The organism is Janthinobacterium sp. 64 (assembly GCF_002813325.1).
Taxonomy (GTDB): domain Bacteria; phylum Pseudomonadota; class Gammaproteobacteria; order Burkholderiales; family Burkholderiaceae_D; genus Janthinobacterium.
In genome coordinates this window covers 1,090,493-1,117,300 of record NZ_PHUG01000001.1, presented here as the reverse complement: position 1 = coordinate 1,117,300, position 26,808 = coordinate 1,090,493, and the positions used below count along the sequence as shown (strand labels likewise).

The 26,808-nt window shown below is 64.1% G+C and carries 21 protein-coding genes; 17 read left to right on the top strand and 4 right to left on the bottom strand.

Annotated elements, in window-relative coordinates; translation table 11 throughout:
* Positions 1-176: 176 nt before the first annotated feature.
* The 11 genes from ppc to CLU91_RS04900 all read left to right on the top strand — a co-directional run bounded on the left by ppc (position 177) and on the right by CLU91_RS04900 (position 16,265).
* Positions 177-2,930, top strand: coding sequence for a phosphoenolpyruvate carboxylase (gene ppc, locus CLU91_RS04950; RefSeq protein ID WP_198521249.1), 2,754 nt, complete (start codon positions 177-179; stop codon positions 2,928-2,930).
* A gap of 109 nt (positions 2,931-3,039) precedes the next feature.
* Positions 3,040-4,050, top strand: coding sequence for a type I glyceraldehyde-3-phosphate dehydrogenase (gene gap, locus CLU91_RS04945; protein ID WP_100873251.1), 1,011 nt, complete (start codon positions 3,040-3,042; stop codon positions 4,048-4,050).
* An 86-nt stretch (positions 4,051-4,136) separates the two neighbouring features.
* Positions 4,137-5,597, top strand: a complete 1,461-nt coding sequence (gene pyk / locus CLU91_RS04940) for a pyruvate kinase (protein WP_100873250.1) — start codon at positions 4,137-4,139, stop codon at positions 5,595-5,597.
* A 109-nt stretch (positions 5,598-5,706) separates the two neighbouring features.
* Positions 5,707-5,880 carry a hypothetical protein gene (locus CLU91_RS04935; RefSeq protein ID WP_157814602.1) on the top strand — a complete coding sequence of 58 codons (174 nt, stop codon included), beginning with the start codon at positions 5,707-5,709 and terminating at the stop codon, positions 5,878-5,880.
* Positions 5,881-5,942: 62 nt separating this feature from the next.
* On the top strand, positions 5,943-6,425 hold the full coding sequence (locus CLU91_RS04930; protein WP_100876586.1) for a DUF3617 domain-containing protein: 483 nt from the start codon (positions 5,943-5,945) through the stop codon (positions 6,423-6,425).
* Positions 6,426-6,560: 135 nt separating this feature from the next.
* Entirely contained in the window at positions 6,561-7,067 is a 507-nt protein-coding gene (locus CLU91_RS04925; protein WP_100873248.1) for a sigma-70 family RNA polymerase sigma factor, read from the top strand.
* Positions 7,068-7,069: 2 nt separating this feature from the next.
* Positions 7,070-8,032 carry a FecR domain-containing protein gene (locus CLU91_RS04920; RefSeq protein WP_157814601.1) on the top strand — a complete coding sequence of 321 codons (963 nt, stop codon included), beginning with the start codon at positions 7,070-7,072 and terminating at the stop codon, positions 8,030-8,032.
* Positions 8,033-8,254: 222 nt separating this feature from the next.
* Positions 8,255-10,714: a TonB-dependent siderophore receptor gene (locus CLU91_RS04915; protein WP_232730631.1), complete on the top strand. Its 2,460-nt coding sequence runs from the start codon at positions 8,255-8,257 to the stop codon at positions 10,712-10,714.
* A gap of 75 nt (positions 10,715-10,789) precedes the next feature.
* The gene (locus CLU91_RS04910; RefSeq protein WP_100873245.1) at positions 10,790-11,158 is read left to right on the top strand and encodes a hypothetical protein; all 369 of its coding nucleotides are present in this window, start codon (positions 10,790-10,792) and stop codon (positions 11,156-11,158) included.
* Between the two features lie 384 nt (positions 11,159-11,542).
* Positions 11,543-15,256 (top strand): PAS domain S-box protein, encoded by a 3,714-nt coding sequence (locus CLU91_RS04905; RefSeq protein WP_100873244.1) that lies wholly within the window; start codon positions 11,543-11,545, stop codon positions 15,254-15,256.
* A 13-nt stretch (positions 15,257-15,269) separates the two neighbouring features.
* Entirely contained in the window at positions 15,270-16,265 is a 996-nt protein-coding gene (locus tag CLU91_RS04900) for an HD domain-containing phosphohydrolase (protein WP_100876585.1), read from the top strand.
* A gap of 11 nt (positions 16,266-16,276) precedes the next feature.
* Here CLU91_RS04900 and CLU91_RS04895 read toward each other — a convergent pair whose 3' ends face one another.
* The 4 genes from CLU91_RS04895 to CLU91_RS04880 form a co-directional block, all read right to left on the bottom strand.
* The gene (locus tag CLU91_RS04895; protein WP_157814600.1) at positions 16,277-16,957 is read right to left on the bottom strand and encodes an RES domain-containing protein; all 681 of its coding nucleotides are present in this window, start codon (positions 16,955-16,957) and stop codon (positions 16,277-16,279) included.
* 6 nt (positions 16,958-16,963) lie between these two features.
* On the bottom strand, positions 16,964-17,608 hold the full coding sequence (locus CLU91_RS28390) for a hypothetical protein (protein ID WP_232730630.1): 645 nt from the start codon (positions 17,606-17,608) through the stop codon (positions 16,964-16,966).
* Positions 17,609-17,732: 124 nt separating this feature from the next.
* On the bottom strand, positions 17,733-19,601 hold the full coding sequence (locus CLU91_RS04885; RefSeq protein WP_198521248.1) for an esterase/lipase family protein: 1,869 nt from the start codon (positions 19,599-19,601) through the stop codon (positions 17,733-17,735).
* Between the two features lie 16 nt (positions 19,602-19,617).
* Entirely contained in the window at positions 19,618-20,394 is a 777-nt protein-coding gene (locus CLU91_RS04880; RefSeq protein WP_100873241.1) for a DUF481 domain-containing protein, read from the bottom strand.
* Positions 20,395-20,651: 257 nt separating this feature from the next.
* Between CLU91_RS04880 and CLU91_RS04875 the strand changes: the two genes are divergently transcribed.
* The 6 genes from CLU91_RS04875 (at position 20,652) to CLU91_RS04850 (ending at position 26,673) form a co-directional block, all read left to right on the top strand.
* Entirely contained in the window at positions 20,652-21,338 is a 687-nt protein-coding gene (locus CLU91_RS04875) for a winged helix-turn-helix domain-containing protein (protein WP_100873240.1), read from the top strand.
* Entirely contained in the window at positions 21,328-22,692 is a 1,365-nt protein-coding gene (locus CLU91_RS04870; RefSeq protein ID WP_100873239.1) for a sensor histidine kinase, read from the top strand. The genes CLU91_RS04875 and CLU91_RS04870 overlap by 11 nt, the downstream gene beginning before the upstream one ends.
* Positions 22,693-22,833: 141 nt before the next feature.
* Entirely contained in the window at positions 22,834-23,808 is a 975-nt protein-coding gene (gene hemB, locus CLU91_RS04865) for a porphobilinogen synthase (protein WP_100873238.1), read from the top strand.
* A 114-nt stretch (positions 23,809-23,922) separates the two neighbouring features.
* A complete protein-coding gene (locus tag CLU91_RS04860) occupies positions 23,923-25,266 on the top strand; it encodes an MBL fold metallo-hydrolase (protein ID WP_100876583.1) in 1,344 nt (447 codons plus the stop codon).
* A gap of 56 nt (positions 25,267-25,322) precedes the next feature.
* Positions 25,323-25,844: a peptide-methionine (S)-S-oxide reductase MsrA gene (gene msrA, locus CLU91_RS04855; RefSeq protein WP_100873237.1), complete on the top strand. Its 522-nt coding sequence runs from the start codon at positions 25,323-25,325 to the stop codon at positions 25,842-25,844.
* A gap of 10 nt (positions 25,845-25,854) precedes the next feature.
* Positions 25,855-26,673, top strand: coding sequence for a helix-turn-helix domain-containing protein (locus tag CLU91_RS04850; protein WP_100873236.1), 819 nt, complete (start codon positions 25,855-25,857; stop codon positions 26,671-26,673).
* The last annotated feature ends 135 nt before the right edge of the window (positions 26,674-26,808 follow it).

Below are 26,808 nucleotides of genomic sequence, written 5' to 3'. Positions count from 1 at the left end.
AGCTCGCAAGCCCTTTAAGGCCCTTTCGACGTGGATTTTATTGATGAAAATCAAGAGGATGGTGAGACAGTAAGGTAAATTTACTACAAAATGGATGATGGGCGTTTCCCGGGCCGGGAAGCGCGAACTACGCAATCTGTGCGGTGCCGCCGTGGCCGCCCCAGGAAATACATACCATGCAAATGAATGAAGTGAAAGACGAGCTGCTGAGCAGCGATATCCGCCAGCTGGGCCGTCTGCTGGGCGACGCCATCCGCAACCACCTGGGCGATCCTGCCTTCGAGCGCATCGAACATGTGCGCCAGCTGGCCATCCGTTTCCGCCGCGACAATGACGAAGCGGCGCGCGCGCAGCTGTCGGACGCGCTGCAAGCGCTGTCGCAGGAAGAAACCACGCAATTGACGCGCGCCTTCAGCTATTTCTCGCTGCTGGCCAATATCGCGGAAGACCAGCATCACATCCGCCGCACGCGTGCCCATTTGATCGCCGGTTCGCCGCCGCGCCAGGGTAGCCTCAGCCATGCCGTCGGCAACGTGTTTGACGCGGGCAAGGCCGATGCGCTGGAAACCTTTTTCGAAGATGCGTTCGTCAGCCCCGTGTTCACGGCACATCCGACGGAAGTGCAGCGCAAGAGCATCCAGAATTGCCAGATGGCTATCGCCCGCCTGTTGAGCGAGCGCGACCGCGTGCAAATGACGCCGGAAGAGGCGGAGCAAAACGAAGAAGCGCTGGGCCGCGGCATCGTCACCCTGTGGCAGACGCGTCTGCTGCGCACGAGCAAGCTGTCCGTCATGGATGAAGTGGCCAATGGCCTGTCGTTCTACGACCATACGATCTTGCGCGAATTGCCGAAACTGTATTCCTCGCTGGAAACCATGCTGGCCCAGCGCGATGCCCGCTGGGAAGATGCGGAATTGCCCAATTTCATGAAGGTCGGCAGCTGGATAGGCGGCGACCGCGACGGCAACCCGTTTGTCACGGCCGACATCCTGCGCAGCACCCTGCAGACGCAGGCCGACAAAGTGCTCGATTTTTACCTCGGTGAATTGCGCAAGCTCGCGTCGCAACTGTCGCTGGCGCAAATCCTCAATGCCTGCAGCGAGCCGCTGCGCGCACTGGCCGAACGTTCTGCCGATGCGTCGCCGCACCGCGTCGACGAACCATACCGCCGCGCCTTGCACGGCATTCATGCGCGCCTCGATGCCACGCGCGTGGTTCTCTCAGGCAAGGGCAAGCCAGCCGACGGCGTGCAGCCGTATGCTGCCGCGTCTGAGCTGCTGGCCGACCTGGACGTGGTCCAGCATTCGCTCGTCAGCAATGGCTTGCGCGCGCTGGCCCGTGGCCGGCTGCGCCAGCTGCGGCGCGCCGTCAAGGTTTTCGGCTTTTCGCTGGCGCCGCTGGACTTGCGCCAGAATTCCGACGTGCACGAGCGTGTCGTGGGCGAACTGTTCGCGGGCGCCCAGCCGGGCCTGGTCTACCTGGACCTCGACGAAGAGCAGCGCATCAGCCTGCTGCTGGCCGAGCTGGAGTCGCCACGCCTGCTGACGTCGCCGTATGCGCAATACTCGGAAGAAACGACGTCCGAACTCGACATTTTCCGCGCCGTACGCGAAGCGCACGTCAAATACGGCAAGGAATCGGTGCCGAACTGCATCATCTCGAAGGCGGCCAGCGTCTCGGACTTGCTGGAAGTGGCTTTGCTGCTGAAAGAAGTGGGCTTGCTGCGCCAGGACAGCCGCGAAGTGGACGTCAACATCATTCCCCTGTTTGAAACCATAGCCGACTTGCGCGCCGGCCCCGCCATCATGGCGCGCGCCTTCGGCTTGCCGTTCTACCGTGGCTTGCTCGAATCGCGCGCCGACCAGCAGGAAGTCATGCTCGGCTATTCGGACAGCAACAAGGACGGCGGTTTCCTGACGTCCGGCTGGGAACTCTACAAGGCTGAGATCGAACTGGTGACGGTCTTCAAGCAATACCAGATCAAGCTGCGTCTGTTCCACGGCCGCGGCGGTTCTGTCGGACGTGGTGGCGGCCCCAGCTATGAAGCCATCCTGGCCCAGCCGGCAGGCGCCGTGCAGGGGCAGATCCGTTTGACGGAGCAGGGCGAAGTCATCACGGCCAAGTATGCAAACCCGGAAGTGGGGCGCCGCAACCTGGAAGTGCTGGTGGCCGCCACCATCCAGTCGACCCTGCTGCCACAGGCGCAGCTGCAACCGAAGGCGTCGGCCGGCGCGGGCCACCTTGCCGCCATGGAAGAATTGTCTGGCACGGCCCTGAACGCCTATCGCGACCTCGTGTACGGCACGGACGGCTTCGAACAGTATTTCTGGGAATCGACGGTGATCGCGGAAATTGCCGCGCTGAATATCGGCAGCCGTCCCGCCTCGCGCAAGAAATCGACCTCGATCGAGGATTTGCGCGCGATTCCCTGGGTCTTGAGCTGGGCGCAATGCCGTTTGATGTTGCCGGGCTGGTTCGGCTTTGGTTCCGCCGTGCAAGCCTACCTGGCCGCCCATCCCGCCGATGGCGCGGACGTGCTGCGCGGCATGTACACGGATTGGCCCTTCTTTACGTCCTTGCTGTCGAACATGGATATGGTGCTGGCCAAGAGCGACATCGCCATTGCCGGCAAGTATGCGGAACTCGTCAAGGACAAGGCCTTGCGCGAGGCCATCTTTGCGCGCATCCGCGCCGAATATGCGGCCACGCTGGACGCCTTGAAACTGATCACGGGCCAGGAAGAGTTACAGCAAGCCAATCCGCTGATGCAGCGGTCCATACGCAACCGTTTCCCCTATATCGACCCGCTCAACCACGTGCAGGTGGAGCTGTTGAAACGCTTCCGCGAGGGCAAGCAGGATGCGGCGGCGCGCACGGGGATACATTTGTCGATCAATGGCATTGCGGCAGGGTTGCGCAATAGCGGTTAATGAAATCAAGCCCAACAGCTAGGGCTGGGGTCGTACCCTGAGGGTACGACCCCGGTATTTGCACTTGGGTTGGCTTTACGAACTCAGCAGAAAACATCAAGGAGACAGCATGACCATCAAAGTTGCCATCAATGGCTATGGCCGCATCGGCCGCAATGTCTTGCGCGCGTTTTATGAAGGCGGCAAGCAGCAGGATATCGAGATCGTCGCCATCAATGACCTGGGCGACGCCAAGTCGAATGCGCACCTGACGCGCTACGACACGGTGCACGGCAAGTTTCCCGGCGTCGTCACCATCGATGGCGAGAATATGCTCGTCAATGGCGACCGCATCCGCGTCTTCGCGCAGCGCGACCCAGCTTTGATCCCTTGGGGCGAACTCGGCGTCGACGTGGTGCTCGAATGCACGGGTTTCTTCACCACCAAGGAAAAAGCCTCGGCCCACCTGAAGGGCGGCGCCAAGAAAGTCATCATTTCCGCACCGGGCGGCAAGGATGTGGACGCCACCATCGTGTTCGGCGTCAACCAGCACGTGCTGAAGGCATCGGACACGGTCATTTCGAATGCCTCGTGCACGACGAATTGTCTGGCGCCATTGGTCAAACCCCTCAACGACGCCATCGGCATCGAATCGGGGCTGATGACCACCGTGCACGCCTACACGAACGACCAGGTCTTGAGCGACGTGATGCATGAAGACTTGCGCCGCGCCCGCTCGGCCACGCATTCGATGATTCCCACCAAGACGGGTGCGGCGGCCGCTGTCGGCCTCGTCTTGCCGGAACTGAATGGCAAGCTCGATGGCTTTGCCATCCGCGTGCCGACGATTAACGTCTCGCTGGTCGACCTGTCCTTCATCGCCAAGCGCGATACCAGCGTCGAGGAAGTCAACGCCTTGCTGAAAACGGCGTCGGAAGGCGCGCTGAAAGGCATTTTGACGTACCAGACGGAACCGCTCGTTTCCATCGATTTCAACCACAACCCGGCCTCGTCGAACTTCGATGCGACCCTGACCAAGGTGTCGGGCCGCCTCGTGAAAGTGTCGTCGTGGTACGACAACGAGTGGGGCTTTTCGAACCGCATGTTGGACACCACGGTCGCCCTGATGGCGGCCAAGTAAGAAGAACCACCGCTGATCCAGCGCACCAGGACGGCCGGCCCACAAGGCTGGCCCTTGTAGCAACTCATTATAGAAAGCAGCACACCATGACCATGCAAGTACAGCAACGCGCCACCAAGATCGTTTCCACCATCGGCCCCGCTTCGAACGATATCGATACCCTGGTCCGCATGTTCAAGGCCGGCGTCGACGTCGTGCGCCTGAACTTTTCGCATGGCAAGGCGCAAGACCATATCGACCGCGCCCGCATGGTGCGCGAAGCGGCTGCGCTGTGCGGCCGCGAAGTGGCCATCATGGCTGACTTGCAAGGCCCGAAGATTCGCGTCGGCAAGTTTGAAGAAGGCAAGATTTTCCTGGAAAATGGCATGAAGTTCATCCTTGACGCGAAATGGGGCGAAAACGGCGAACTGGGCAACCTGGAGCGCTGCGGTCTCGACTACAAGGAATTGCCGCGCGACTTGCGCACGGCGGACGTATTGCTGCTGAACGACGGCCTGATCGTGCTGACGGTCGATAAAGTCGTCGGCAGCGAAATCCACACGACCGTGAAAATCGGCGGCGAGTTGTCGAACAACAAGGGCATCAACCGCCAGGGCGGCGGCTTGTCTGCGCCAGCCTTGACGGCGAAAGACATGGAAGACGTCAAGACGGCAATGAGCTTCCAGGCCGATTACGTGGCCGTATCGTTCCCGAAAAACGCCACCGACATGGTCATGGCGCGCCAGCTGGCCAATATCGCCGGCGAAGCGTGGGACCACAAGCCGATGATGATCGCCAAGATCGAGCGCGCGGAAGCCATTCCTGCGCTGCAAGAGATTCTCGACGCTTCCGACGGCATCATGGTGGCGCGCGGCGACCTGGCCGTGGAAGTGGGCAATGCGGCCGTGCCGGCCCTGCAAAAGCGCATGATCAAGATGGCGCGCGCGTCAAACAAGCTGGCGATCACGGCCACGCAGATGATGGAATCGATGATCGTCAACGCCGTGCCGACCCGCGCCGAAGTATCCGACGTGGCCAATGCCGTGCTCGATGGCACGGACGCCGTCATGACGTCGGCCGAAACGGCGTCTGGCCGCTATCCGATCGAGACGGTGGAAGCGATGGCCGCCATCTGCCTGGATGCGGAAAAGTGGGATACCTGCAAGCTGGACGCCGATTTCCTCAACGCCACGTTCTCGCGCATCGACCAGTCGATCGCCTACGGCGCCCTGTTTACGGCCCACCACTTGCGTGTGAAAGCGATTGCCACCTTGACGGAATCGGGTTCCACGGCCCTGTGGATGAGCCGTTGTAACATCGACATCCCCATCGTCGCGCTGACCCCGAGCGTAGGCACGCGCCGCAAGCTGGCCCTGTACCGCAACGTCAGCACCCTGGAATTGACGTCCGGCACGGATCGCGACAAGGTCTTGCAACAGGCGGAAGAGCTGCTGCTGGAACATAAGGTCGTGACCAAGGGCGACACGGTCGTCCTGACCTGGGGCGAGCCGATGGGCAAGGTGGGCGGCACGAACGCGCTGAAAATCATGAAGATCGGTCAACACTGATCGTATTCGACCGTATCCATCGCAATGGCAGAAGCCCAATCTGCCATTGCGGTGATCCCATTTCCGTGTCAGCATGGCTTTCCTGCCTTCCAGGGCGCATCCGGAGTTCATGATGACCGAGTACTTGCCTGCCTTGATCTGGTCGCTGTCGGCCTTCGCCTGCCTCTACATCGCCAAACGCCGCGCCTTGCGAATAACGGCCATCCGCGCCATCCTGGTGACTTTCCTGGGGCCGCTAGCCATTCCCTGCGTGCTGGCGGCGAGGCCCGGGATGCACGGCTAAGCGTGTGGCCTGCAGGCATTCCTCTTTGCTATATTCAAGTTTTTAGCTGAAAGAGTATGCCCATGAAGCGCAGCGCGACCTTGTTCCTGATGACTATTCTTCCCATGTGCGCAGCCACGTTCGCTTCGGCGGCCGAGCCGGCGCAGCGCTTGCAGCGTGCCACGGGGCTGTGGAAGGTGACGCCCGCCACCTCGCCATTTTCCTGGGAAATCTGCGTCGACCACGCGCGCGACCGCCTGATCGACGATGACCTGTGGTCTGATTTCGAGCAGGAATGCCAGATCGAGTCGCACAGCCGCGAGGGCGACAGCTATCAATTCCAGTCCAGCTGTCCGGACGCCAGGCTGGCCGTCACCTTCAAGGGCGACCTGGCCAGGGCATACACCCTGAGCGCCGATACCACCGTGCAAGTCCATGGCAAGAGCGAAGTGCAGCGCACGGAACTGGCTGCCGTGTTCCAGGGCGCTTGTCCAGCGGGGCTGGCGCCGGGCGCGAAGAAAATGCGCGGCGGCATGGTGATGAAGAGCCTGTATATCAAGCGCTAGACGATTGCAGCCACGCTGAAACAACAGTTTCCGGGAATAGGCAGGCATCGGCATTGACGCCGGAGGCCATGATTTGTGATAATGAGAATTATTATCAATTAGCCGCGCCTTGCCTTGCGCGTATCGGAGTCCCCAGTGAACATTGCGCAGTCCAGCGAGTCGATAGCCGGCATTTACAGCCACCACCATGGCTGGCTGATGCGCTGGCTGCGCGCCAAGCTGCAGTGCGCCGACCATGCGGCGGACCTGGCACACGATACCTTCGTGCGCCTGCTGACGGCGCCGCCCGAGAACCGGCAGACCTTGCGCGAGCCGCGCGCCTATCTGACGACCGTGGCGCAGCGCCTGCTGATCGACCACTACCGGCGCCTGTCGCTGGAGCAGGCATGGCTGGAAACGCTGGCGCAGCAGCCTGAATTGCTGATGCAGTCGCCGGAAGAGCGCTTGCTCGTATTGGAGGCCTTGCAGCGCATCGATGCCATGCTCGACGGCTTGCCGCCGCTGGTGCGCAGCGCCTTCCTGCTGGCGCATGTCGACGGCCTCGCTTATGGAGAAATCGCCCGGCGCCTGGGCGTGAGCGAGCGCAGCATCAAGCGCTACATGGTGCAGGCGTTCGAGCGCTGCATCCTCTTGATCCTGTGAACGTGGCCATCGATCCCCGCGCGGCGCGGGCGGCGGCGCAATGGCTGGTGCGCCTGCACGCAGGTGCCTTGACGCCAAGCGAGCAGCAAGCGTTCCAGTCCTGGCGCGCCAGCGATCCCGCGCATGCAGCGGCCTGGCAGCGGGCCGAGCTGGTGTGCGGCACCCTGGCCAGCGTGCCGCCCGCGCTGCGCCAGGCGGCGGACGCGGTGCCGAAGTCGCCGCAGCGGCGTGCCGTGCTCTACGGCCTGGCGGGGTTGATCGCGGCCGGGCCGGCGCTGTGGCTGGCCAGCCAGTCGGCACCTTGGCAAGCGTGGCGCGCCGACATCCGCACGGCCAGGGGCGAAATCCGCCACCTGACATTGCCCGACGGCACGCAGCTGGTTCTCAATACGGACACGGCCATCGACGTGCGCTTTGACGACGCGGCGCGGTTGGTCGTGCTGCATGCCGGGGAAATCCACGTCGCCACCGCGCACGACGGGGCCGTGTCCGCGCGCCCGTTCCTCGTGCGCAGCAGCAATGGCGCCGTGCGCGCGCTGGGGACGCGCTTCAGCGTGCGCCAGGGCGGCAGCGTGCTGGCGCCGCGCACGCAGGTGGCTGTCAGCGAGGGCGCCGTCGAGATCGCGCCATCGCAGGCGCCAGAAGACTTGCACAGGGTCGATGCGGGCCGGCAGGGCAGTTTCGACGATGTGGCCGTTTCCGCCTTGACGCCATTGTCACCCCATACGGATGCCTGGCTGCGGGGCGTGCTGATCGCCGAGCGCATGCCGCTGGGCGAGGTGCTGGAGCAGGTGGCGTGCTATCGCTATGGCGTGCTGCGCTGCGATCCGGCGCTGGCGGCCATGCCCGTGGACGGCATTTTCCAGTTGAACGACCCGGACAACATCTTGCTCTTGCTGCAGCGCTCCCTGCCGATCCGGCTGGCGCGCCGCACGCGCTACTGGATCAGTGTCGAGGCGGCTTGAGATTGTCGGCTTACGCGTGGCCTTGCCACGCTAAGCCGACCTACGCCTGTCGGGTATGGTAGGTTGGCTTAGCCCGCAGGGCGTAAGCCGACGTGCTCCAATTTACTTCTTGCCTGTCCCTTTTTTCGGATTGCTTCGTCATACAAGATAGAGAACGAACAATCCGAACCATCGAAAGGGCTTTACATGGCTTTGCAGCACCGCAGTTTGACAACGGCACGCATGACGCTCCATCCCACCACCGGCGCCGTGCGCGCCGCGCTGGTCCTGCTCCTGGCCGTGGGCGCTGCCGGCGCCGGTTTGCCGCAGGCAGCGCTGGCCGCCGAGGCCAGCCCGGCCGCCAATGTGCGTGATTACAGCATTCCCGCCGGCAGCCTGCGCGATGCGTTGCCCGCGTTTGCCATCGCCGCCGGGATCAACCTGTCGACGCAGGGCGTGGCCCTCGACGGCCTGGCGACGCCGGGTTTGCAGGGGCGCCATGGCGTCTCCGCCGGCTTGCAAAAACTGTTGCAAGGCAGCGGCCTGGAAGGGGTGGATGGCGGCAGCGGCAATTACCTGTTGCGCAAAATCAGTAGTAGTACGGCCGATGGCGGCATGGCCAGCATGCCCGCCGTGATCGTCAGCGCCGAGGCCGACCGCGCCACGGAAGGCACGGGGCTATATACGGCGCGCAATCTGTCGACGGCCACGGGCTTGAACCTGTCGCAGCGCCACACGCCGCAAACGGTCAGCGTCATTTCGCGCCAGCAGATGGAAGATTTCGACCTGACCACGTTGCAGGACGTGGCGCGCGCCACGCCCGGTATCTATGGCAAGACGCAGGGGGTGTCCGACCAGGAAACCACGTATTTTGCGCGCGGCTTTGCCTTGAGCCACGTGAATGTCGACGGCTTGCCGCTCGATGTCACGGGTTTTAATGAGCGCAACGTTTCGGCCGACATGCTGATGTACGACCGGGTGGAAGTGGTGCGCGGCGCCACGGGCCTGATGGAAGGGGCGGGCGCGCCGTCGGGCAGCATCAACATGATACGCAAGCGCCCCACGGCCACGTCCCTGCTAAATGCCTCGGCTCACCTGGGCAGCTGGAAGGACCGGCAACTGACGGTCGACGCCAGCAATGCATTGACCGCGTCGGGCAAGGTGCGCGGCAGGGTGGCGGCCAGCCTGCGCGACAGCGACAGTTTCGTCGATGTGGTGGGCAACAAGAACAGCACCGTGTATGCGATTCTGGAGGCGGACCTGACGCCATCGACCACGGCCGGCATCGGCTTTTCGCGCCAGCACAGCCGCACCGACGGCGTGTTCGTCGGCTTGCCGACCTTGCCCGACGGCCGCCACATGGATTTGCCCCGCTCGACCTTCCTGAACAATGCCGACTCGTTCCAGAAACGCGACAACAACGTCGTCTTCGCCGACCTGGAAACGCAGCTGGAGCAGGGCTGGCGCAGCCGCTTCGCCATCACGCATATCGATGCCTCGTCGAGCACGCGCAATACCACCAACAGCCGCATCGATGGCGACATATACAAGCTGAACCAGTCCGAAACGGGCTGGAAGTACAACACGGAGCAAGTCGTGGCCGACTGGCGCTTGAGCGGCCCCGTCACCTGGTTCGGCCGCCAGCATGACGTGATCGTCGGCGCCAGCTACCGCCATGACGATTCGGACGCGGGCCAGAGCTGGGAAGGCGCGCAAACGCGCGTGTTCGATCTGCTCCAGTGGAATCCGCACGCCTACCCGATGCGCGGCGCGCCGTTCGAGCCCTACAACTGGGGCCGCAAGACGGACGAGAAGGGCATTTATGCGGCCGGCAACTTCAGCCTGGCCGATCCGCTGCGCCTGGTGCTGGGCGGGCGCTTCGGCTGGTATGCGCAGGACGTGACGGGCTGGTATGCCACCAACCCCACATGGCGCCGCGACCTGACGGAAAACGCCAAGTTTACGCCGTACGCCGGTCTGGTCTACGACCTTGACGCGCACCATTCCGTGTATGCGAGCGGCACGCAGATCTTCCAGCCGCAAAGCGTGCTCGATGTCAAAGGCAATACCTTGCCGCCGTTGAGCGGCACCAACCTGGAAGCGGGCGTCAAGGGAGAATATTTCGGCGGCAGGCTCAATGCCAGCGGCGCCCTGTTCCGCATCAGGCAGAATAACCGCGCCATGGCCGACGAGGTCAATTGCCCCACGGGTGGCGCCATCTATTGCGCCCGCGCGGCCGGCCAGGTGCAGAGCGAAGGCGTCGACTTGCAGTTGTCGGGCTCGCCTTTGCCGGGCTGGCAGATCGCGGGCGGCTACACCTATGTGCTGGCCAAGTACACGAAAGACAGCGTGGCGGCGAATATCGGCCAGCGCATCGCCACGGATGAGCCGAAGCAATTGTTCAAGCTGTACACGACGGTGCAACTGAGCGGCAGCCTGGCGCGGTGGAATGTAGGCGCTTCCGTGACTGCGCAGGACAAGATCGAACGCCGCGACACGGCTTACCTGACGCGGCAGGGCGGCTACGCCATCGTCGGGCTGACGGCCGGCTACCGCCTCAGCGAGCAGCTGCAGCTGCGCGTGAGTGTCGACAACGTGCTCGACCGCCGCTACTACCAGGCGCTCGGCTATGCCTGGTCGGGCGGGCTGGAACGCTACGGCGCGCCGCGCAGCGTGCTGGTTTCGCTGAACTACAAGATGTAGGCGCCGTTTCAGCAGAGCGCGCCTGGCCGGGCGCCTCTGCTACACTGCCGCCGTCTTCACTTTCACACTGCTCCCATGTCCGCCACGCCAGTCCTGACACCCCTGAAACGCGCTTTCCAGCAATCGCGCACCGAGAATAACATCGAGCTGATCCTGCCCGAACTGCTGGCTGCGCAATTGCACGTCGTCATCGGCGGGCAAAGCGAACAGATCGACCTGTTCCTCGTGCCGTCGCCGGATCCCGAACGCCGCTGCGTGACGGTGGCGGAAGATCTGGCTTTCCTGGCGGGCATCGCCTTTCCGAAGATTCCCGTCACGGGCGCGCAGCTGATCGCCTCGATCCCGCCCGAGATCGAGATCGTGATCCTGCACGGCGACGGCGCCAACTACCTGACGCGCGAACAACTGGCATGGTTCCGCCGCATGCTGGCGCAGAACGCTTGAGCGGCATTCGCGCCAGGCCTTGACGCCGGCGCCTGGCCGCTGTCGCATCAGGGCCGCAGAATATTGTCTTTATTGTCATGATATTGCTGAAGTCCTATGAATATTTTCGCAAAGCAACTATACTCATGACTCTGTAAAAAATCATCGTCACGCTGGCGGCCAGCTATCCGCGCCAGAGTTCGTACGTATTTCGCTTGTTCTTTCTGAACGGGCACCTTTCCCCCGCGCGGCAGGCGTGGGCGTGATGACCGAGCCTTGCCCTGGTCGATTGCTGCCGTTGTCATTTTTGCCGCGTTGCCGCTTTACTAAAAAGCCTGGCACCGGCGCGCGGTGCGCCGTCATGTCTTGCGACGTCACGTTTCACTCTATGTAGTTCACGACAGTATGCTCAGTTCCATCTTTGCCTTTTCGACCGATACCGTGCCGTATATCTATGGCACGCACGATGCCTGGCTGGTACTGTTTTCCATCGGTATCGCCATCTTTGCCTCGTTCATGGCCCTGCAGATCGCCGGCATGGCGCGCAGCAGCGAGCCCGGCTTCCAGCGCCAGACGGCCATCATCACGGGCGCCATCGCGCTGGGCGGCGGCATCTGGTCGATGCACTTCATCGGCATGCTCGCTTTCGACATCTGCACGCGCGTGTCCTTCGAACCGGGTCTGACCCTGCTGTCGATGCTGCCCGGCGTGGCCGCGTCATGGGTGGCGCTGAACCTGCTGGCGCGCCCGCGCATCAGCTGGCGCCAGCTGGTGGTGGGCGGCGTGCTCGTCGGCGTGGGCATCGGCTCCATGCATTACAGCGGCATGGCCGCCATGCAAACGTCGCTGACCCTGCATTACGAGCCGTGGCTGTTTGCGCTGTCGCTGCTGGTGGCCGTCACCATGGCCATGCTGGCGCTGTGGATACGCTTCGGCCTGAGCGCCATGCGCCAGCGCCTCAGTCCCCTGGCATCCTTGCTCGTCAGCAGTGCCGTGATGGGCCTGGCCATCTCCGGCATGCATTACACGGGCATGCTGGCGGCGCGCTTTTCCGGCACGCCCACGGCAGGCGAGAACACGATTACGGTGCAAGCCTCGTTCGTGGCCCTGGCCGTGGCCCTGATCACCGTCACCCTGACCGTCTTCGTGGTCGCCGCGAACGGCTTGCTGCGCTACCGCCAGCTGCTGCGCCATGCCAGCGCCAGCGAGTCGCGCCTGCGCGCCATCGTCGATACGGCGGCCGATGGCCTGATCACCATCGATGGCCAGGGCAAGGTACGCTCCTTCAATCCCGCCGCGGAAAATCTGTTTGGCTGGTCCGAAGCGGACATCGTGGGGCGCGACGCCAGCGTGCTGCTGCAAGCGGCCGATGCGGCCGAGTACGAGGGCTATCTGCGCGACTACCTGGAAACGGGCGCCTCGCGCATCCTCGACAGCGGACGCGAACTCGATGGCTGCCACAAGGATGGCACGGTGCTGCCCATGCGCGTGGCCATCGGCAAGATCGACACGCCGGGCCAGCCGCTGTTCGTGGCGTTTGTCACGGACATGCGCTCGTCGCGCAGCATGGAGCAGGCACTCAAGGACAGCGAGCGCCAGTACCGCACCCTGATCCGCAACATCCCCGGCGTGTCCTTCCACTGCAGCTTCGCGCCCGAATGGAAGATGATCTTCATCAGCGACGCCGTCTTCAACCTGACGGGCTGGATGCCGCAGGACTTCATCGAAGGGCGGGTCAGGCTGTTCGAACTCGTGCATCCGGACGACCGCCAGCGCGTCAACGACACCTGCGTGCAGGCGGCCGGCGAACGGCGCGATTTCGAGAACGTCTACCGCATGATGCACCGCGACGGGCGCGAGCGCTGGGTGCGCGAAAGCAGCGGGCCCGTGCTCGACAACGATGGCGTGGTGCGCTGGATCGACGGCGTCATCCTCGACATCACGGAAAGCGAATTGCGCAACGCCGAATACGAAGGCAAGGTGACGGCCATCTCGCGCGCGACGGCCGTCATCGAGTTCGACCTGCAGGGACGCATCCTGGAAGCGAACCAGAACTTCCTCGACCTGGTCGGCTATGAGCTCGATGACGTGCTGGGTCTGCACCACAGCATCTTCTGCGAACCGGCGTACGTCACCTCGCCCGACTACGTCGCGTTCTGGCAGCAGCTGGCGCAGGGCGAATTCAATACGGGCGAGTACAAGCGCATCGACAAGCATGGCCGGGAAGTGTGGATACAGGCTTCGTATAACCCGATCTTCAACGCGGACGGCAAGCCGTTCAAGGTGGTCAAGCTGGCCACCGACGTGAGCGAGCGGCGCGCCATGCAGGAAAACCTGCGCGCGGCAAAAGACCGCGCCGAGCTGGCCGCCGAATCGAAGACCAGCTTCCTGGCCAACATGAGCCATGAAATCCGCACGCCGATGAATGCCATCATCGGCTTTACGGAAGTGCTGCTGGGGACCGCCCTGGACAGCCTGCAGCGCCGCCACCTGGGCACGGTGCGCCAGTCGGCCCGCTCGCTGCTGGAACTGCTCAACGACATCCTCGACATGGCCAAGCTGGAAAAAGGCGCGACCGAGCTGGAACTGGTGGACTTTTCGCTGCCGGATCTGGTCGACCATGTGGCGGCCTCGCTGCGCATCACGGCGCAGGCGCGCGACCTGGTGCTGCATGTCGACGTCGATCCCGGCATGGGCCAGTTCTTCCTCGGCGACGCGCGCCGGGTGCAGCAGGTGCTGACGAATCTGATCGGCAACGCCGTCAAGTTCACGGAGGTAGGGCATGTGCGCGTGGCCGTCGCCATGCAGGGCGGGCAGGTGCATATCGCCGTGCACGACACGGGCATCGGCATCCCGGCCGACCGTCTGGATAAAATCTTCGCGCCGTTTACGCAAGCCGATTCCTCGATGAGCCGCCGCTTTGGCGGCACGGGCCTGGGCACGACGATTTCGCTGCAGCTGGTCGAACTGATGGGGGGCAGCATCACGGTGGAAAGCACCCTGGGCGTGGGCAGCGTGTTCCATGTATTGCTGCCGCTGGCGCCGGGCAAGGCCGTGGCGCGCCGCAGCGAACAGCCCGTGGTGGCCTTGCCGCCGCTGCGCATCCTGGTGGCCGACGACGTGCCGCAGAACGTGGAGCTGCTCCTGATCAGCCTGGGCGCGGCCGGCCACCAGGTGATCGCCGCCAGCGATGGCGAGAGCGCCGTGCGAGAGTTCAGCCGTGGCAGCTTCGACATCGTCCTGATGGACGTGCAGATGCCGCGCATGGATGGCCTGGAAGCGACACGCCTGATCCGCGTGCACGAGCGCGAACAGGGCTTGAAGGCCACTCCCATCATCGCTCTGACGGCCAGCGTGCTGGAACAGGACCGGCGCGCCGCGCAGACGGCGGGCATGAACGGCTTTGCCTCGAAGCCGCTGGAAATGCACAAGCTGACGGCGGAAATCGCGCGCCTGCTCGACATCGCCGTGGCCATGGCGCCGCCGGCGGCCAGCGCGGCGGCGCGTGCGGCCGCAGGCCAGGTGGACTGGCAGCGCGGCATCGCCCTGTGGGGCGGCCGCGAGACCTTGCAGCGGGCCATTGCGCGTTTCGTGCAGGCCAATGGCGATTGCGCCGCCATGCTGGCGGAGGAACTGGAACGTGGCGACGGCAGCGTGGCGGGCCACCTGCTGCACCGTATCAAGGGCGCGGCGGGCAACCTGTGCCTGGTGCAGGTCGAAAGCCTGCTGGGGCGCATCGAGCAAGCGATTGCGCGCCAGCTGCCGGCCACCGAATTGCTGGTGCAGCTGGCGGCCGCCTTCACGGCGCTGGCCGGCGAGCTGGAGGCGGACACCGGGGCGCCTTTGGTGCCGGCCAACGCAACGCCTGATGCCGCCGCGCCGCTCGATGCGCCCGCCGCTGGCGCCTTGCTGCGGCAAGCCATCGCCAGCCTGGAAGGCGGGCAGCTGGACGACGCCCTGATGGCGCAGATCGCCGCCATGCTGGCGCCGCACGGCCAGCAGCAGCGCCTGCAGGCGCTGGCCGGCGCCATCGACGACTTTGAATTTGCGCGCGCCGCGGACGTGCTGCGCCAGCTGCTGGCGTGGCTCGATGCGCCAACGCCTGCCGACCTTTCCTGATATTGAGCTGACGATGACCTTACACGAAGACAAACCTATCCTGCTGCTGGTGGACGACGAAGCGACGAATCTGCAGGTGCTGCGCCAGATCTTGCAGGATGATTACCGCCTGCTGTATGCCAAGGATGGCGAGAAGGCGCTGGAACTGGCGCAGAACAATCCCGTCGAGCTGATCCTGCTCGACATCATGATGCCTGCCATGACGGGCTACGAAGTGTGCCGCCAGCTCAAAGCCATGCCGGTCACCGCGCCCATTCCCGTCATTTTCGTCACCGCCCTGTGCGACGTGAAGGACGAGGCGGACGGCTTTGATGCCGGCGCCGTCGACTACATCACCAAGCCCGTCAGCCCGTCCATCGTGCGCGCCCGCGTGCGCACGCATCTGTCGCTGGTCGATGCCGAGGAATTGCGCCGCTCGCGCCTGCAGGTGATCCAGACCCTGGGCCAGGCGGCCGAATACAAGGACAACGAGACGGGCATGCACGTCATCCGCATGAGCTATTACGCGCGCCAGCTGGCGCTGGCGGCCGGCTACAGCGCGGCCCGGGCGGAAGACTTGTTGAATGCGGCGCCCATGCACGACGTGGGCAAGATCGGCATCCCCGACGCCATCTTGCAAAAGCCGGGCAAGCTCGATGCGGACGAATGGAGCGTCATGCGCCGCCATGCGGAAATCGGCGCGGCCATCATCGGCGAGCATGCGGGCGGCCTGCTGAAAATGGCGCGCATCATCGCCCTGACGCACCACGAGAAATGGGATGGCAGCGGCTATCCGCAAGGCTTGCAAGGCGAGGAAATCCCCCACGAAGGCCGCATCGTCGCCATCGCCGACGTCTTCGACGCGCTCACCAGCGAGCGCCCCTACAAGCGCGCCTGGACGGTCGAAGAAGCCATCGCCACCATGCAGCGCGACAGCGGCACGCACTTCGACCCGGATCTGCTGGCGCTGTTTGTTGAACACTTGCCAGCCATGCTGGAGATCAAGGACAAGTGGCGCGAACCGGTGTAGGGCGTATCAGGTCAGGGCGGGGCCACGCGCAGGCGATCAGCAAGCAGGCGCGCGTATGCATCAGTGTTGCCGAATTGCACGTGTGAGCATGCCATGCTGGTTCCCAGCGCCGCCATATGGCGCGAGGATATCGCATAGGCCAGTTTGCCGGGCTGACGGCGCGACGGGTACATGAAGCCGTGAATCGGACTATTTTCCTGCGCGATGATCTGATCCAGCTGCCAGCCCAGCCATTGGCACCAGCCGTGATCGGGGCTGCGCAATTGGTCAAAAATACCGAGCCGGCTGGCGGCAAGCCCTGTCAGATCGAGCAATTGCAGCGGGGTGCTGAATGACAAGGTCGCGATCAGCGCTTGTTGCGCGCCATGCGCGATATAAAAGGTGCCCGGGCGCGTGACGTCGTTTTGGCAAAGCTGGGCTTCCCAGGCAGCCGTGCAGGTATCTTGCGCGATATAGACCCAGTGATAGGGGAAGCCGTTTGAGTCAGCCAGCTCGGCGGGCGGGCCGAAGCGGTACGTGCGTTCGACCTTTGCCGGCCAGATGGATGCCGCGTTCCACGCTGCGCGTACCAGGGGCTGGCCGGCTGGTAAGGTGACGACATTGCGCAACAATTCAGCGTGCAGCAAAGCCAATGCCGGCAGGCGCGCAGCCATATCTGGTGGAATCGGCGTTTCTTCCAGTTCAAGTGTCATGCGACGCTAGCCTACGATGTCAGCCATCCCCCTATGCTGCCACTTCGCCGCCGCCAGCACCTTGCGCAATCTCTCGTTTGCCGGCAGATCCAGCAGCGCCTGCTGGCTTGGATGGATCTCGGTGCGCGTTTCGAACGATTTTCCTGCAAGCATCTCTGCCGGCGACAGCTCGTTGAGTTCGTCAACACGGCTGACCCAGAAGGCATGGATTTCACTGCTGGGCTGGCCGGCAAGGATGGCCAGTACCGGCGCGATCAGTTCCGGTACGGGCTGGACAAATTGCCACGCAGGAAATTCCTTGCCGATACTACGCCCCTTGGGCGTCACGCAATAAAACCGATTGTTTTCCACCGCGCGATACAGCGACGCTTGCGACAGTTCCACCCATCCTTGTCCAATGACATCGGATACCTTGAGTTTTGATACGGGAAGCTGGAGCGGCGCGAGCGGCGGCGGGGCGCCCAGCGAGGCGCGCGCCTCATGGAGCGCGCGTGTGGCCAGGTCGATCAGGCGCGGGCGCTCGGGCCCTTGCGCCAGTATGTCGAGCTGTGCGGTCACGAGGCGCGAGAATTGTTCCACCAGCCGCAGGTCGCTATCCGTTAAGGCCTGAAGCTCGGGCGCCAGAGTATCGTGATGCAGATGCGCTGTCATGATGATTCCTTTGCAGTAGCGTGGTAAAGAACATCATATACAAGATTCTCATGTTTCGCAACTTTATCATGCGATGTAACTTTCTTATCCAGCGATAAGGCATGCGGAAAGAATGCCAGGTGCATCAGGGCAAGGTGTCAGGCATGCGCAATATTCGCCGTATCTCCAGAATCGCCTGCGGACTTTCCTGCACGCTGTGCCACGACGGGATGACTTTTTCCGACAGGGCGCCGTCGAGGTGGGCGCTGGCGTAGGGCACGACGCCGTCGCTCGATTCCGCCAGCGGCAGCTCCGGCGTGTCGTTGCCCATGATCGAGTGGTAGCGCACGTTCGGGCTGATGGGCAGGTCGGCTACCAGGCGCACGAACGGGTCCTTGTCGCTGAGGTTATCGATGCTGTTGGGGATGCGCAGCGGCTCGCTGCTGCCCGTGTCGAGCTGCGCCAGGCTGCCGGCCGCGTCCGACAACTGGTCGAGCATGGTGATGGGCAAGGTGACGAGGTTGGCGATCCAGCGCGCCACCTTGTGGTTGGCGAACGAGGTGCCGCGATGCGGCGCGGCGATGAAAATGGCGCGGTTCACTTGCGGCATGGCCGTGAAATTCAAATAGGGCGCCAGACCGGCGCGCACTTTTTCCGCCTTCTTGCCCTTCAAATGGTATTCTTCCGTGATGGCGTCGAGCAGGGTGTTGCTGGCGTCGGACACCATCAGGCGCGCCAGCACGCCGCCCATGCTGTGGCCGATCAAGACCATGTCGTTCGCTGCATCCGCCCTGGCCGAAGGGTCGAAATGCGCCAGCGTGGCGGCCAGCGCCTGGCGGATGGCCACGTTGTTGGCCGCCAGCGGCGCATTGCTGGGGTAGTACACCTGCCAGATCTGGTAGCGGCGACGCAGCTGTTCGTCGCCCATCAGTTCATTTGCCACATTGATCCACGCTTCCGGGCTGCTGGCCAGGCCGTGCAGCATGACGATGGTGCGCTTGTTCGGATCGTAGGGCTGCATCAGGTGGACCTGCGGGCGCGAGATGCCGTCGGCGCGGCCGAACAGGGTGCGCAGCGCCTGCACACCGAAGCCGGAACGGGCCAGCCACAAACCATAGCCGGCCGTGAAGTTGGCCGCCACGGGTAATTCCTGGCCCGCCATGCGCGTCGATTCGCTGCGCGTCGGGTCGACCAGCATCACCATCAACTGCTGCGTGGCCAATACCTCCTGCAGGCTGTTGCCGTCGAAGCGGATCAGCGCCGTGACGACAGGGAAGCGGGTTTCCTGATACGGTACATACTCGCCTTTCGACGCCTGGGGCTTGGGCATGACGGCCACCAGGTCGGCGCCGAAGCCGTCGCGCCGGTACACATTGCGCAGGCCGGAAAACGACAGCGAGGTGGCCGGCAGCAGTTCGTCGGGCAGGGTGCCGTCGTCGGGCAGGCGCAGGGCCGACAGTTCGCTGTCGATCTGCCAGCCGGCGACGCGGATCACATTGCCGTCCGGGCGGTATTCGCCACGGTGGCGAAACAGGTTGCCGACGGCCTTTTGCACGGCATAGTTATAGTAGTCGCGGATTTGCGTCTGGCGCTCTTCGAAGGCGCGCTGGCCCGGCGTGCGCGTCGTGTAGAACAGATAGGCGTAGGCGTAGCGGGCCGATTCGAGCCAGGCGGCCAGCCGCTCGGCGCTGGCATGGCCGTCCTGTTTTTCTTCCGCCAGCGCGCTTTCCAGCCACAGTTCGGACAAGGTGGCCAGGCGCTGCTCGTCGCTGAGCAGCTCGGAGCGGGCCAGGTCGGCGCGGCAGCTGCCCGTATTGGCTTCGCAGGCGGCGATGTCGCTGCCGATGATGCGCAGCACCTCGCTGGCCGAGGCGCTGAGTTTGCCCGTGGTGAGGATGTCGCCGCGCCGCTGCTGCAGGTAGTCGGCCGGCGAGATCGCGCTGACGGTGACGGCGGCGCAGCCGCTCAGGAGCGCCGCCGCGCACAGCAGGGCGCCCAGGCGCAGTCGCCGCATCAGCGTGGCCGGCATCTCAGAACGAATAGACCAGGGTCAGCGAGGTTTGCGTATCCGTGTTCTTCTTGTCGTCCGGTACGCGCGTGTCGTTGCGTGCGCTGAAGGCGGCCTTCATCTGCATGGTGCCGTTGATTTTCGTGCTGAGGGACGTTTCGGCGATCGAGTGGGTGTTCGACGTACCGCGTTCGACGCTGAGCGTCTGTGAAAACATCGCCGACTGGCTGATCTTCCACTTCATGGCGGCAGCGCCGCGCACCGTCAGGCCGTGCTCCGATTCACCCGTCTCGTTGGTGCCGCTGAAATAGCCAGGACCGAATTCCACGTCGACGCTCTTGTCGCTCGACTGGTACCAGCGCGAGCCATGACCGACGGCCAGGGTCGAGTACTTGGTATAGGCGCCGAACTTGTCGTTCACGTGCGAGGCCAGCACGAACAGTTTTTCATGGTCGGCCATCAGTTTGTAGGCGGCCTTGGCGGAAGCGGAAAAGCGTTCGGCCGAGCGTTCGCGCACTTTCTGTCCGTCGTCGTTCGTCGTTTCATCTTCCTTGAAGTAGCCGCTGAAGATGTACTGATTGCTCCAGTCATCGAGTTCCTGGCGCGCGTCGATCTTGCCCGTTACCGAGGTGCCGACCGTATTGCCCGAGGTGGTGATAGCGCCCAGTTCGGCGGAGGTGCTCCAGCTGCCGATGGGAATTTCATCGAACAGCATGGTTTGTTTGGCGTCTGCGGCGGCGGCGCTGCCGCAGGTGATGGCCATGGCCAGCGCCAGTGCGAGAGAGTGGGTCGATTTCATGGCTGTATTTGTCTATGGCGCGCGCCGGGCGTGCCTGCTGTTCGTTAGTGGCGGTGGTGGCGATGCAGGCCGCAGCAATCGGGGCGGCGCCGATAAAAACATGCGTACGTGCGCGCGCGCGGGCGCGGCCAAACATTGCCGAGGCCGTATTGTACCCGACCCCGTCATCGTTTGCCGCACGCGACGGGGCTGGCAACCGGCGCGCGCCTGGCGTATGCTGCGCCTATTTGCCGCCTGATCTTTACAAGGAATCTCCCGTGCGCTGCCTGGTCATCGAAGACGAAGCCGAAACTTCCCGTTACATTTGCGCCGGCCTGCGCGAGGCGGGCCACGACGTCACCGCCTGCGACAATGGCATCGACGGCATGCGCCTGGCCTGTGGCGAAGACTGGGATGCGCTGGTGCTCGACCGCCTGCTGCCCGGCGAAATCGACGGCCTGGCCATCGTTGCGCGCCTGCGCGGCATGGGCCGCAACACGCCCGTGCTGGTGCTGTCGGCCCTGTCCAGCGTCGACGAGCGCGTGCGCGGCTTGCGCAGCGGCGGCGACGATTACCTGTCGAAACCGTTCGCCATCGACGAACTGCTGGCGCGCATCGAGGCGCTGCTGCGGCGCGCCGCGCCCGTGCCCGAAGCGACGCAGCTGCAGGTGGCCGACCTGGTGCTCGACATGCGCACCATGCGCGTGACGCGCGCCAACCGGCAGATCGCCCTGCAGCCGCGCGAATTTCGCCTGCTGGAATACCTGATGCGCCACCAGGGCCAGTCCGTCACGCGCGCCATGCTGCTCGAGGCGGTGTGGGATTACCATTTCGACCCGCAGACGAACGTCATCGACGTGCAGGTGAGCCGCTTGCGCACCAAGGTGGACAAGGAATTCTCGCCGCCGCTGATCCACACGGTGCGCGGCGTCGGCTATACGCTGGGCGTGCTCGATGGTGCGTAACTGGCACCGTTCCATTGCGGCCCGCCTGGCGCTCGGCTATGGCGTGCTGGTGGTCGTGTCGATCAGCATCGTCTGCGCCGTCTTCTATTTCGGCACCATCGGCGTGCTCGATCGCAGCGTGGACCGCAAGCTGACCCTGCTCTCGGAGCGCCTCTCCACGCTGTACCAGCAGGGCGGCAGCAGCCGCACAACGGCGGAAATTGCCCATCTGCTCACCGACCGCACCGACAGCGACACGGAGATTTTTTTGCTGGTGGACGCCGATGGCCGCCGCGTGGCGGGCAATCTGTCGTCCTGGCCCGACCTTGCCAGTCCCGTGGGCCGTTTGCTGCACCGCGACGTCACGCGCGAAGGGCGCAGGGTGCCCGCGCGCATGCTGATCCGCGACCTGGCGGGCGGCGCGCGCCTGTTCGTCGGGCGCGACATGGAAGAGGGCAAGTCGATCCGTACCCTGGTGCTGCGCTCGCTGGCCTATGGCGGCGGGGTGGCCATCTTGCTGGTGGTGGCGGGCGCGTGGCTGTTCCGCCGCCAGCTCGAGGCGCGCATCGGGCAAATCCGCCGCACGGCGGGGGAAATCGAGGCAGGCGACCTGAGCCGGCGCATTCCCGTCGCCAGCGAGGATGAATTCGGCTTGCTGAGCCGCGACATCAACCGCATGCTCGACCGCATCGAACACTTGATGGAAGGCGTGCGCCACGTCTCGAACGCCATCGCGCACGACTTGCGCACGCCGCTGGGCCGCATCCGCAACAAGCTCGATGGCGCTTTGCGCCAGCAGCAGGACGTGGCTGGCTATGCGCAGACGGCGCAGGCGGCCATCGACGATATCGACGACCTGACGCGCGTGTTCGACAAGCTGCTGCAGATCGCGGCGGCCGAATCGGGCATGCGCCCGGAGAATTTCGATGACATCGACCTGCAGCAGATCGGCGCCGACATCGTGGAAATGTACGAAGCGACGGCCGACGAGCAGGGCGTGCTGCTGGTGCAGATGGTTGGCGACAGCGTGCCGGCGCGCGGCGACCGCAACCTGCTGGGCAGCGCGCTGGCCAGCCTGGTCGACAACGCCATCAAGTATGCGGGGCCGGGCGCCACGGTGGACGTGTCGGCCGGCAGCGATGAGCAGGGCAGCTGGCTGGCCGTGCGCGACAACGGCCCCGGCGTGCCAACGGAAGAGCTGCCGAAGCTGACGCAGCGTTTTTACCGGCTCGACAAGAGCCGCCATTTGCCCGGCAATGGACTGGGCCTGTCGATCGTGGCGGCCATCGCGTCCCTGCACGGCGGCAGCCTGGAGATCGAGGATGCGGCGCCGGGCTTGCGCCTGCGCTTGCGGCTGCTGCGCCAGCGTGGCTAAACAGTACATTACCAACTTGTAAGCTTCTTCGTTGCACCCGACGGCATTTTTTGACCTGCGCGGCTTTTTTGCCGCGCGGCCCGGCGCAAGCGCCTTGATCGGCGTATACTTGCGGGCGTCCTTAACCTGAAGCCAGTTACCATGCCAGCACAATTCCCCACTTCGCGCATGCGCCGCCTGCGCGCGACCCCGCAACTGCGCGAGCTGTTCCGCGAAACCGAGATCAACCCGCGCGACCTGGTCCTGCCGATCTTCGTCGACGAAGGCTCCAGCGATTTCATCGACATCAAGTCCATGCCTGGCGTGCGCCGCATTCCCGAAGCGAAGCTGGCGCAGGAAGTGGAGCGCTACGCGCGCGCCGGCCTGCGCTCCGTCATGACCTTCGGCATTTCGCACCACAAGGACAGCCACGGCACGGACACCCTGAACCCGGACGGCCTGGTGGCGCGCATGTCGCGCATCATCAAGGACGCCGTGCCGGAAATGGTGGTCATGTCCGACACCTGCTTCTGTGAATACACGGACCACGGCCATTGCGGCATCCTGCATGGTGATACGGTCGACAACGACAGCACGGTGCTCAACCTGGGCAAGCAAGCCGTCATCGCCGCGCAGGCGGGCGCCGATATCATCGCGCCATCGGCGGCCATGGATGGCCAGGTGGCGGCGATTCGCAGCGCGCTGGATGCGGCCGGTTTCCACGACACGCCCGTGATGGCGTATTCGACCAAGTTCGCTTCCGGCCTGTACGGTCCGTTCCGCGACGCGGCCGGCAGCACCCTGAAGGGTGACCGCAAGACGTATCAGATGGACCCGATGAACCGCCGCGAAGCGATCCGCGAGTCGCTGATCGACGAAGCCGAAGGCGCCGACGCGCTGATGGTGAAACCGGCCGGGGCCTACCTGGACATCATCCGCGACCTGCGCGAAGTGACGCGTTTGCCGATCGGCGCCTACCAGGTCAGCGGAGAGTACGCGATGATCAAGTTCGCCGCCCAGGCGGGCGCCATCGACGAGCGCCGCGTGGTGCAGGAAACCCTGGGCGCCATCAAGCGCGCGGGCGCGGACATGATTTTTACGTATTTCGCGATGGATGTGCTGAATAATCCGTATTGAGGTTTGTCCCTGGCGCGCCGTTAGCGGCCTTTTTCACCCCAAAAGCAAGAGCTGGGGTCGGACCCTCAGGGTCCGACCCCGGTATTTACGCCGTTGGGTTTTTTTCATTTTCCCATGCCCCTGAAAATCTCCCGCATCCTGCACGCCGGCTATGTCTTCGAATGCGCAGGCACGGCCATCGCCTTCGATCCCATCGTCGAAAACCCGTTCAGCCGCAATTGCCACGCGTTTCCGCCCGTGCGCTTCGACCTCGATGCCGTGCGCCGGCTGCGCTGGGATGCCGTCTTCATCTCGCACTTCCACGACGACCACTGCTCGCTCGACAGCCTCGATGCGCTCGACCGCGCCACGCCCATCTATCTGTACTGCGTCTTCGACGAACTGTTCGCGATGATCCGCGCACTGGGTTTTACGCACGTGCAGCGCCTGCACGTCGACGTGCCGGTACAGGTGGGCAGCATCGAGGTGATCCCGCGCCGCGCGCTCGATGACGATGTCGACTCGCTGTTCCAGGTGCGCGCCGCCGGCTTGAACGTGCTCAACGTCGTCGATTCCTGGATCGGCCCCGAAACGTTGGAACAGCTGGCTGCCTTTGCGCCGTGGGACATGGTGCTGTGGCCATTCCAGACCATGCGCGAGATCGCCGTCATCGCGCCGTCGCAGGCAGTGCGGGGGCCAGTCGAGTTTCCCGACGACTGGGTACCGCAGCTGCGCGCGCTGGCGCCCCGTTACCTCGTGCCCAGCTCCTGCCAGTTCGTGCAGGAAGAGTGGTCCTGGTACAACCATGCGATGTTCCCGATTACCTACCGCCGCTTTGCCGAGGAAATCGGCGCCGCGCTGCCGGGCGCGCACATCTTCCGCCTCGATCCATCGACGGCCGTGCTGCTCGACGCGCACGGCGTGAGCAGCGCCGCCCCCTTGCCCTGGGTGCTGCCCGTGGGCCCGCAGGATGTGGATTTCGACTACCGCCCCGATGCGCCGCCACCCGCCACGGCGGACATCGCGCGCCGTTTCGCGCCCTTGAGTGCGGATGATGCCGCGCTGGTGCTCGATTTCTGCCGCAACGGTTTGCTTGAGCGCTACCGCGACATGGAGCTGCCCGAAGACAGCTATTTCCAGGCTCCGCGTCTTTGGCGCCTGGCGCTGTACGGCCATGACGGCGCGGCCACGGTCCTGCATTACCGCACGCACGGCGACTTGATCGACCTCGTGCCGGACACGGGCGAGGCGCCGGGATGGACCACCGAGGTGCCGCTGGTGAAATGCCATGCGGCGCTGGTGCTCGGTGAATCGCTCACCTCAATGTACATGCGCATCAACGATGGCCCTTTCGACGCCGCCACGCGGGCCGGACTGGACGAGGCGGACATCGTCGACGACCCGCTGATCCGCTGCCTGTTCAATGACGCCATCGGCGCCTACCAGGCGGCGCAGCTCAAACGCTTGCTGGCCCGCTGAAGAAAGTCGCGCGACAGGGTAAGATAGCTGCTTCTGACTAGAACGGGAAAGACACCATGGCACAAGCCTATGCACAAGGCAATGAAACCGCGATCCTGGCCGGCGGCTGCTTCTGGGGCGTGCAAGACTTGCTGCGCCGTTATCCGGGCGTGATCGCCACACGCGTGGGCTACAGCGGCGGCGACGTGGCCAACGCCACCTACCGCAACCACGGCACGCATGCGGAAGCGATCGAGATCGTCTTCGACCCGAACACCATCAGCTACCGCAAGATCCTGGAATTTTTCTTCCAGATCCACGACCCCAGCACGGAAAACCGCCAGGGCAATGACCGCGGCACCAGCTACCGCTCGGCCATCTATTACACGAACGACGAGCAAAAACGGGTGGCCGAAGACATCATCCGCGACGTCGACGCTTCCGGCCTGTGGCCCGGCAAGGTGGTGACGGAAGTGGCGCTCGCCGGCCCGTTCTGGGAAGCGGAACCCGAGCACCAGGATTATCTGCAGCGCTTGCCGCACGGCTACACCTGCCATTACATCCGGCCGGACTGGGTCTTGCCGCAGCGCGGGCAGTAAGGAAGCTGATATGCGGTACTGGCGCGTCGAGCGGCGGCAGGCGGAAGGGCAGCTGGACTTCGGGCGTACCCTGGAGCTGATGGCCGCCATCGGCCATGCGGACGTGAATGCCGTCGCCGGGGCCATCCTGAAAACGGTCAGCACGGTCGCGCCGATTGCCCAGTGCACGATCTTTGCCTATGAATTCGGCAACCGCCCGCGCACGGTCGCCGTGGCCGACCGGCGCGGCGGACGTTTCCTGCAAGATATTGCCGACAGCTACGCGCGCCACTATTACGCGCTCGACGGCAACCAGCGCGTGATCGCGCCGGCACCGGGGCGCAAAATCGATCCCGCCATCGTGCTGCACCAGCAAGCCAGCGACGAGATCGATCATCCCGGCTACCGCGCCGCCTGCTATCAAAAACCGAATGTCTCGGATCGTTTGTCCTTGCTGCTGCAGCCGGCCGGCGATATCTGGCTGTCCGTCAATTTCTACCGCGACAGCAGCCAGGGCAAGTTCTTGCCCGGCGAAGTGGCGGGCATCGAAACCCTGTCACCGCTGTTTGCCCATGCCGTCAAGTATCACTACAGCCTGAACGGCCAGAATACGCAAGGCGTCGCGCCCATGATGCTGGCACGGCTACGCCAGCATTGTCCCGCCTTGAGCAAGCGCGAACTGGACGTGCTGCGCTGCGTGCTCGAAGGCCTGACGGCCGTGGAAATCGCGGAAACCATGGGCGTGCAACCGTCCAGCGTGACGACTTACCAGAAGCGCGCCTATAAACGCCTGGGTATTTCCAGCCAGCGCCAGTTGTTCGCGCTGTGCATGGCGCCAGCCCCCGTCTAGTCCCTTCGGCGTAGCAATGGCTCCGCCTTCTTGACTGTTTTGGCCGTAAAACGTCCCCAAAATGGGGACAGCCAGCGTCGTTGTCGTCTGCATACTGTGTTTCAAGCCGGGATCACCCGGCCGCTCTCACCCAAT

Bases quoted from the DNA above. Each gene is read 5' to 3' on its own strand.
- ppc (WP_198521249.1), top strand. From the start codon at position 177: ATGCAAATGAATGAAGTGAAAGACGAGCTGCTGAGCAGCGATATCCGC.
- CLU91_RS04935 (WP_157814602.1), top strand. From the start codon at position 5,707: ATGATGACCGAGTACTTGCCTGCCTTGATCTGGTCGCTGTCGGCCTTC.
- CLU91_RS04910 (WP_100873245.1), top strand. From the start codon at position 10,790: ATGTCCGCCACGCCAGTCCTGACACCCCTGAAACGCGCTTTCCAGCAA.
- gap (WP_100873251.1), top strand. From the start codon at position 3,040: ATGACCATCAAAGTTGCCATCAATGGCTATGGCCGCATCGGCCGCAAT.
- CLU91_RS04850 (WP_100873236.1), top strand. From the start codon at position 25,855: ATGCGGTACTGGCGCGTCGAGCGGCGGCAGGCGGAAGGGCAGCTGGAC.
- CLU91_RS04895 (WP_157814600.1), bottom strand. From the start codon at position 16,957: ATGACACTTGAACTGGAAGAAACGCCGATTCCACCAGATATGGCTGCG.
- CLU91_RS04870 (WP_100873239.1), top strand. From the start codon at position 21,328: ATGGTGCGTAACTGGCACCGTTCCATTGCGGCCCGCCTGGCGCTCGGC.
- CLU91_RS04930 (WP_100876586.1), top strand. From the start codon at position 5,943: ATGAAGCGCAGCGCGACCTTGTTCCTGATGACTATTCTTCCCATGTGC.
- CLU91_RS04880 (WP_100873241.1), bottom strand. From the start codon at position 20,394: ATGAAATCGACCCACTCTCTCGCACTGGCGCTGGCCATGGCCATCACC.
- CLU91_RS04905 (WP_100873244.1), top strand. From the start codon at position 11,543: ATGCTCAGTTCCATCTTTGCCTTTTCGACCGATACCGTGCCGTATATC.
- CLU91_RS04915 (WP_232730631.1), top strand. From the start codon at position 8,255: ATGACGCTCCATCCCACCACCGGCGCCGTGCGCGCCGCGCTGGTCCTG.
- pyk (WP_100873250.1), top strand. From the start codon at position 4,137: ATGACCATGCAAGTACAGCAACGCGCCACCAAGATCGTTTCCACCATC.
- CLU91_RS28390 (WP_232730630.1), bottom strand. From the start codon at position 17,608: ATGACAGCGCATCTGCATCACGATACTCTGGCGCCCGAGCTTCAGGCC.
- msrA (WP_100873237.1), top strand. From the start codon at position 25,323: ATGGCACAAGCCTATGCACAAGGCAATGAAACCGCGATCCTGGCCGGC.
- CLU91_RS04860 (WP_100876583.1), top strand. From the start codon at position 23,923: ATGCCCCTGAAAATCTCCCGCATCCTGCACGCCGGCTATGTCTTCGAA.
- CLU91_RS04885 (WP_198521248.1), bottom strand. From the start codon at position 19,601: ATGCGGCGACTGCGCCTGGGCGCCCTGCTGTGCGCGGCGGCGCTCCTG.
- hemB (WP_100873238.1), top strand. From the start codon at position 22,834: ATGCCAGCACAATTCCCCACTTCGCGCATGCGCCGCCTGCGCGCGACC.
- CLU91_RS04900 (WP_100876585.1), top strand. From the start codon at position 15,270: ATGACCTTACACGAAGACAAACCTATCCTGCTGCTGGTGGACGACGAA.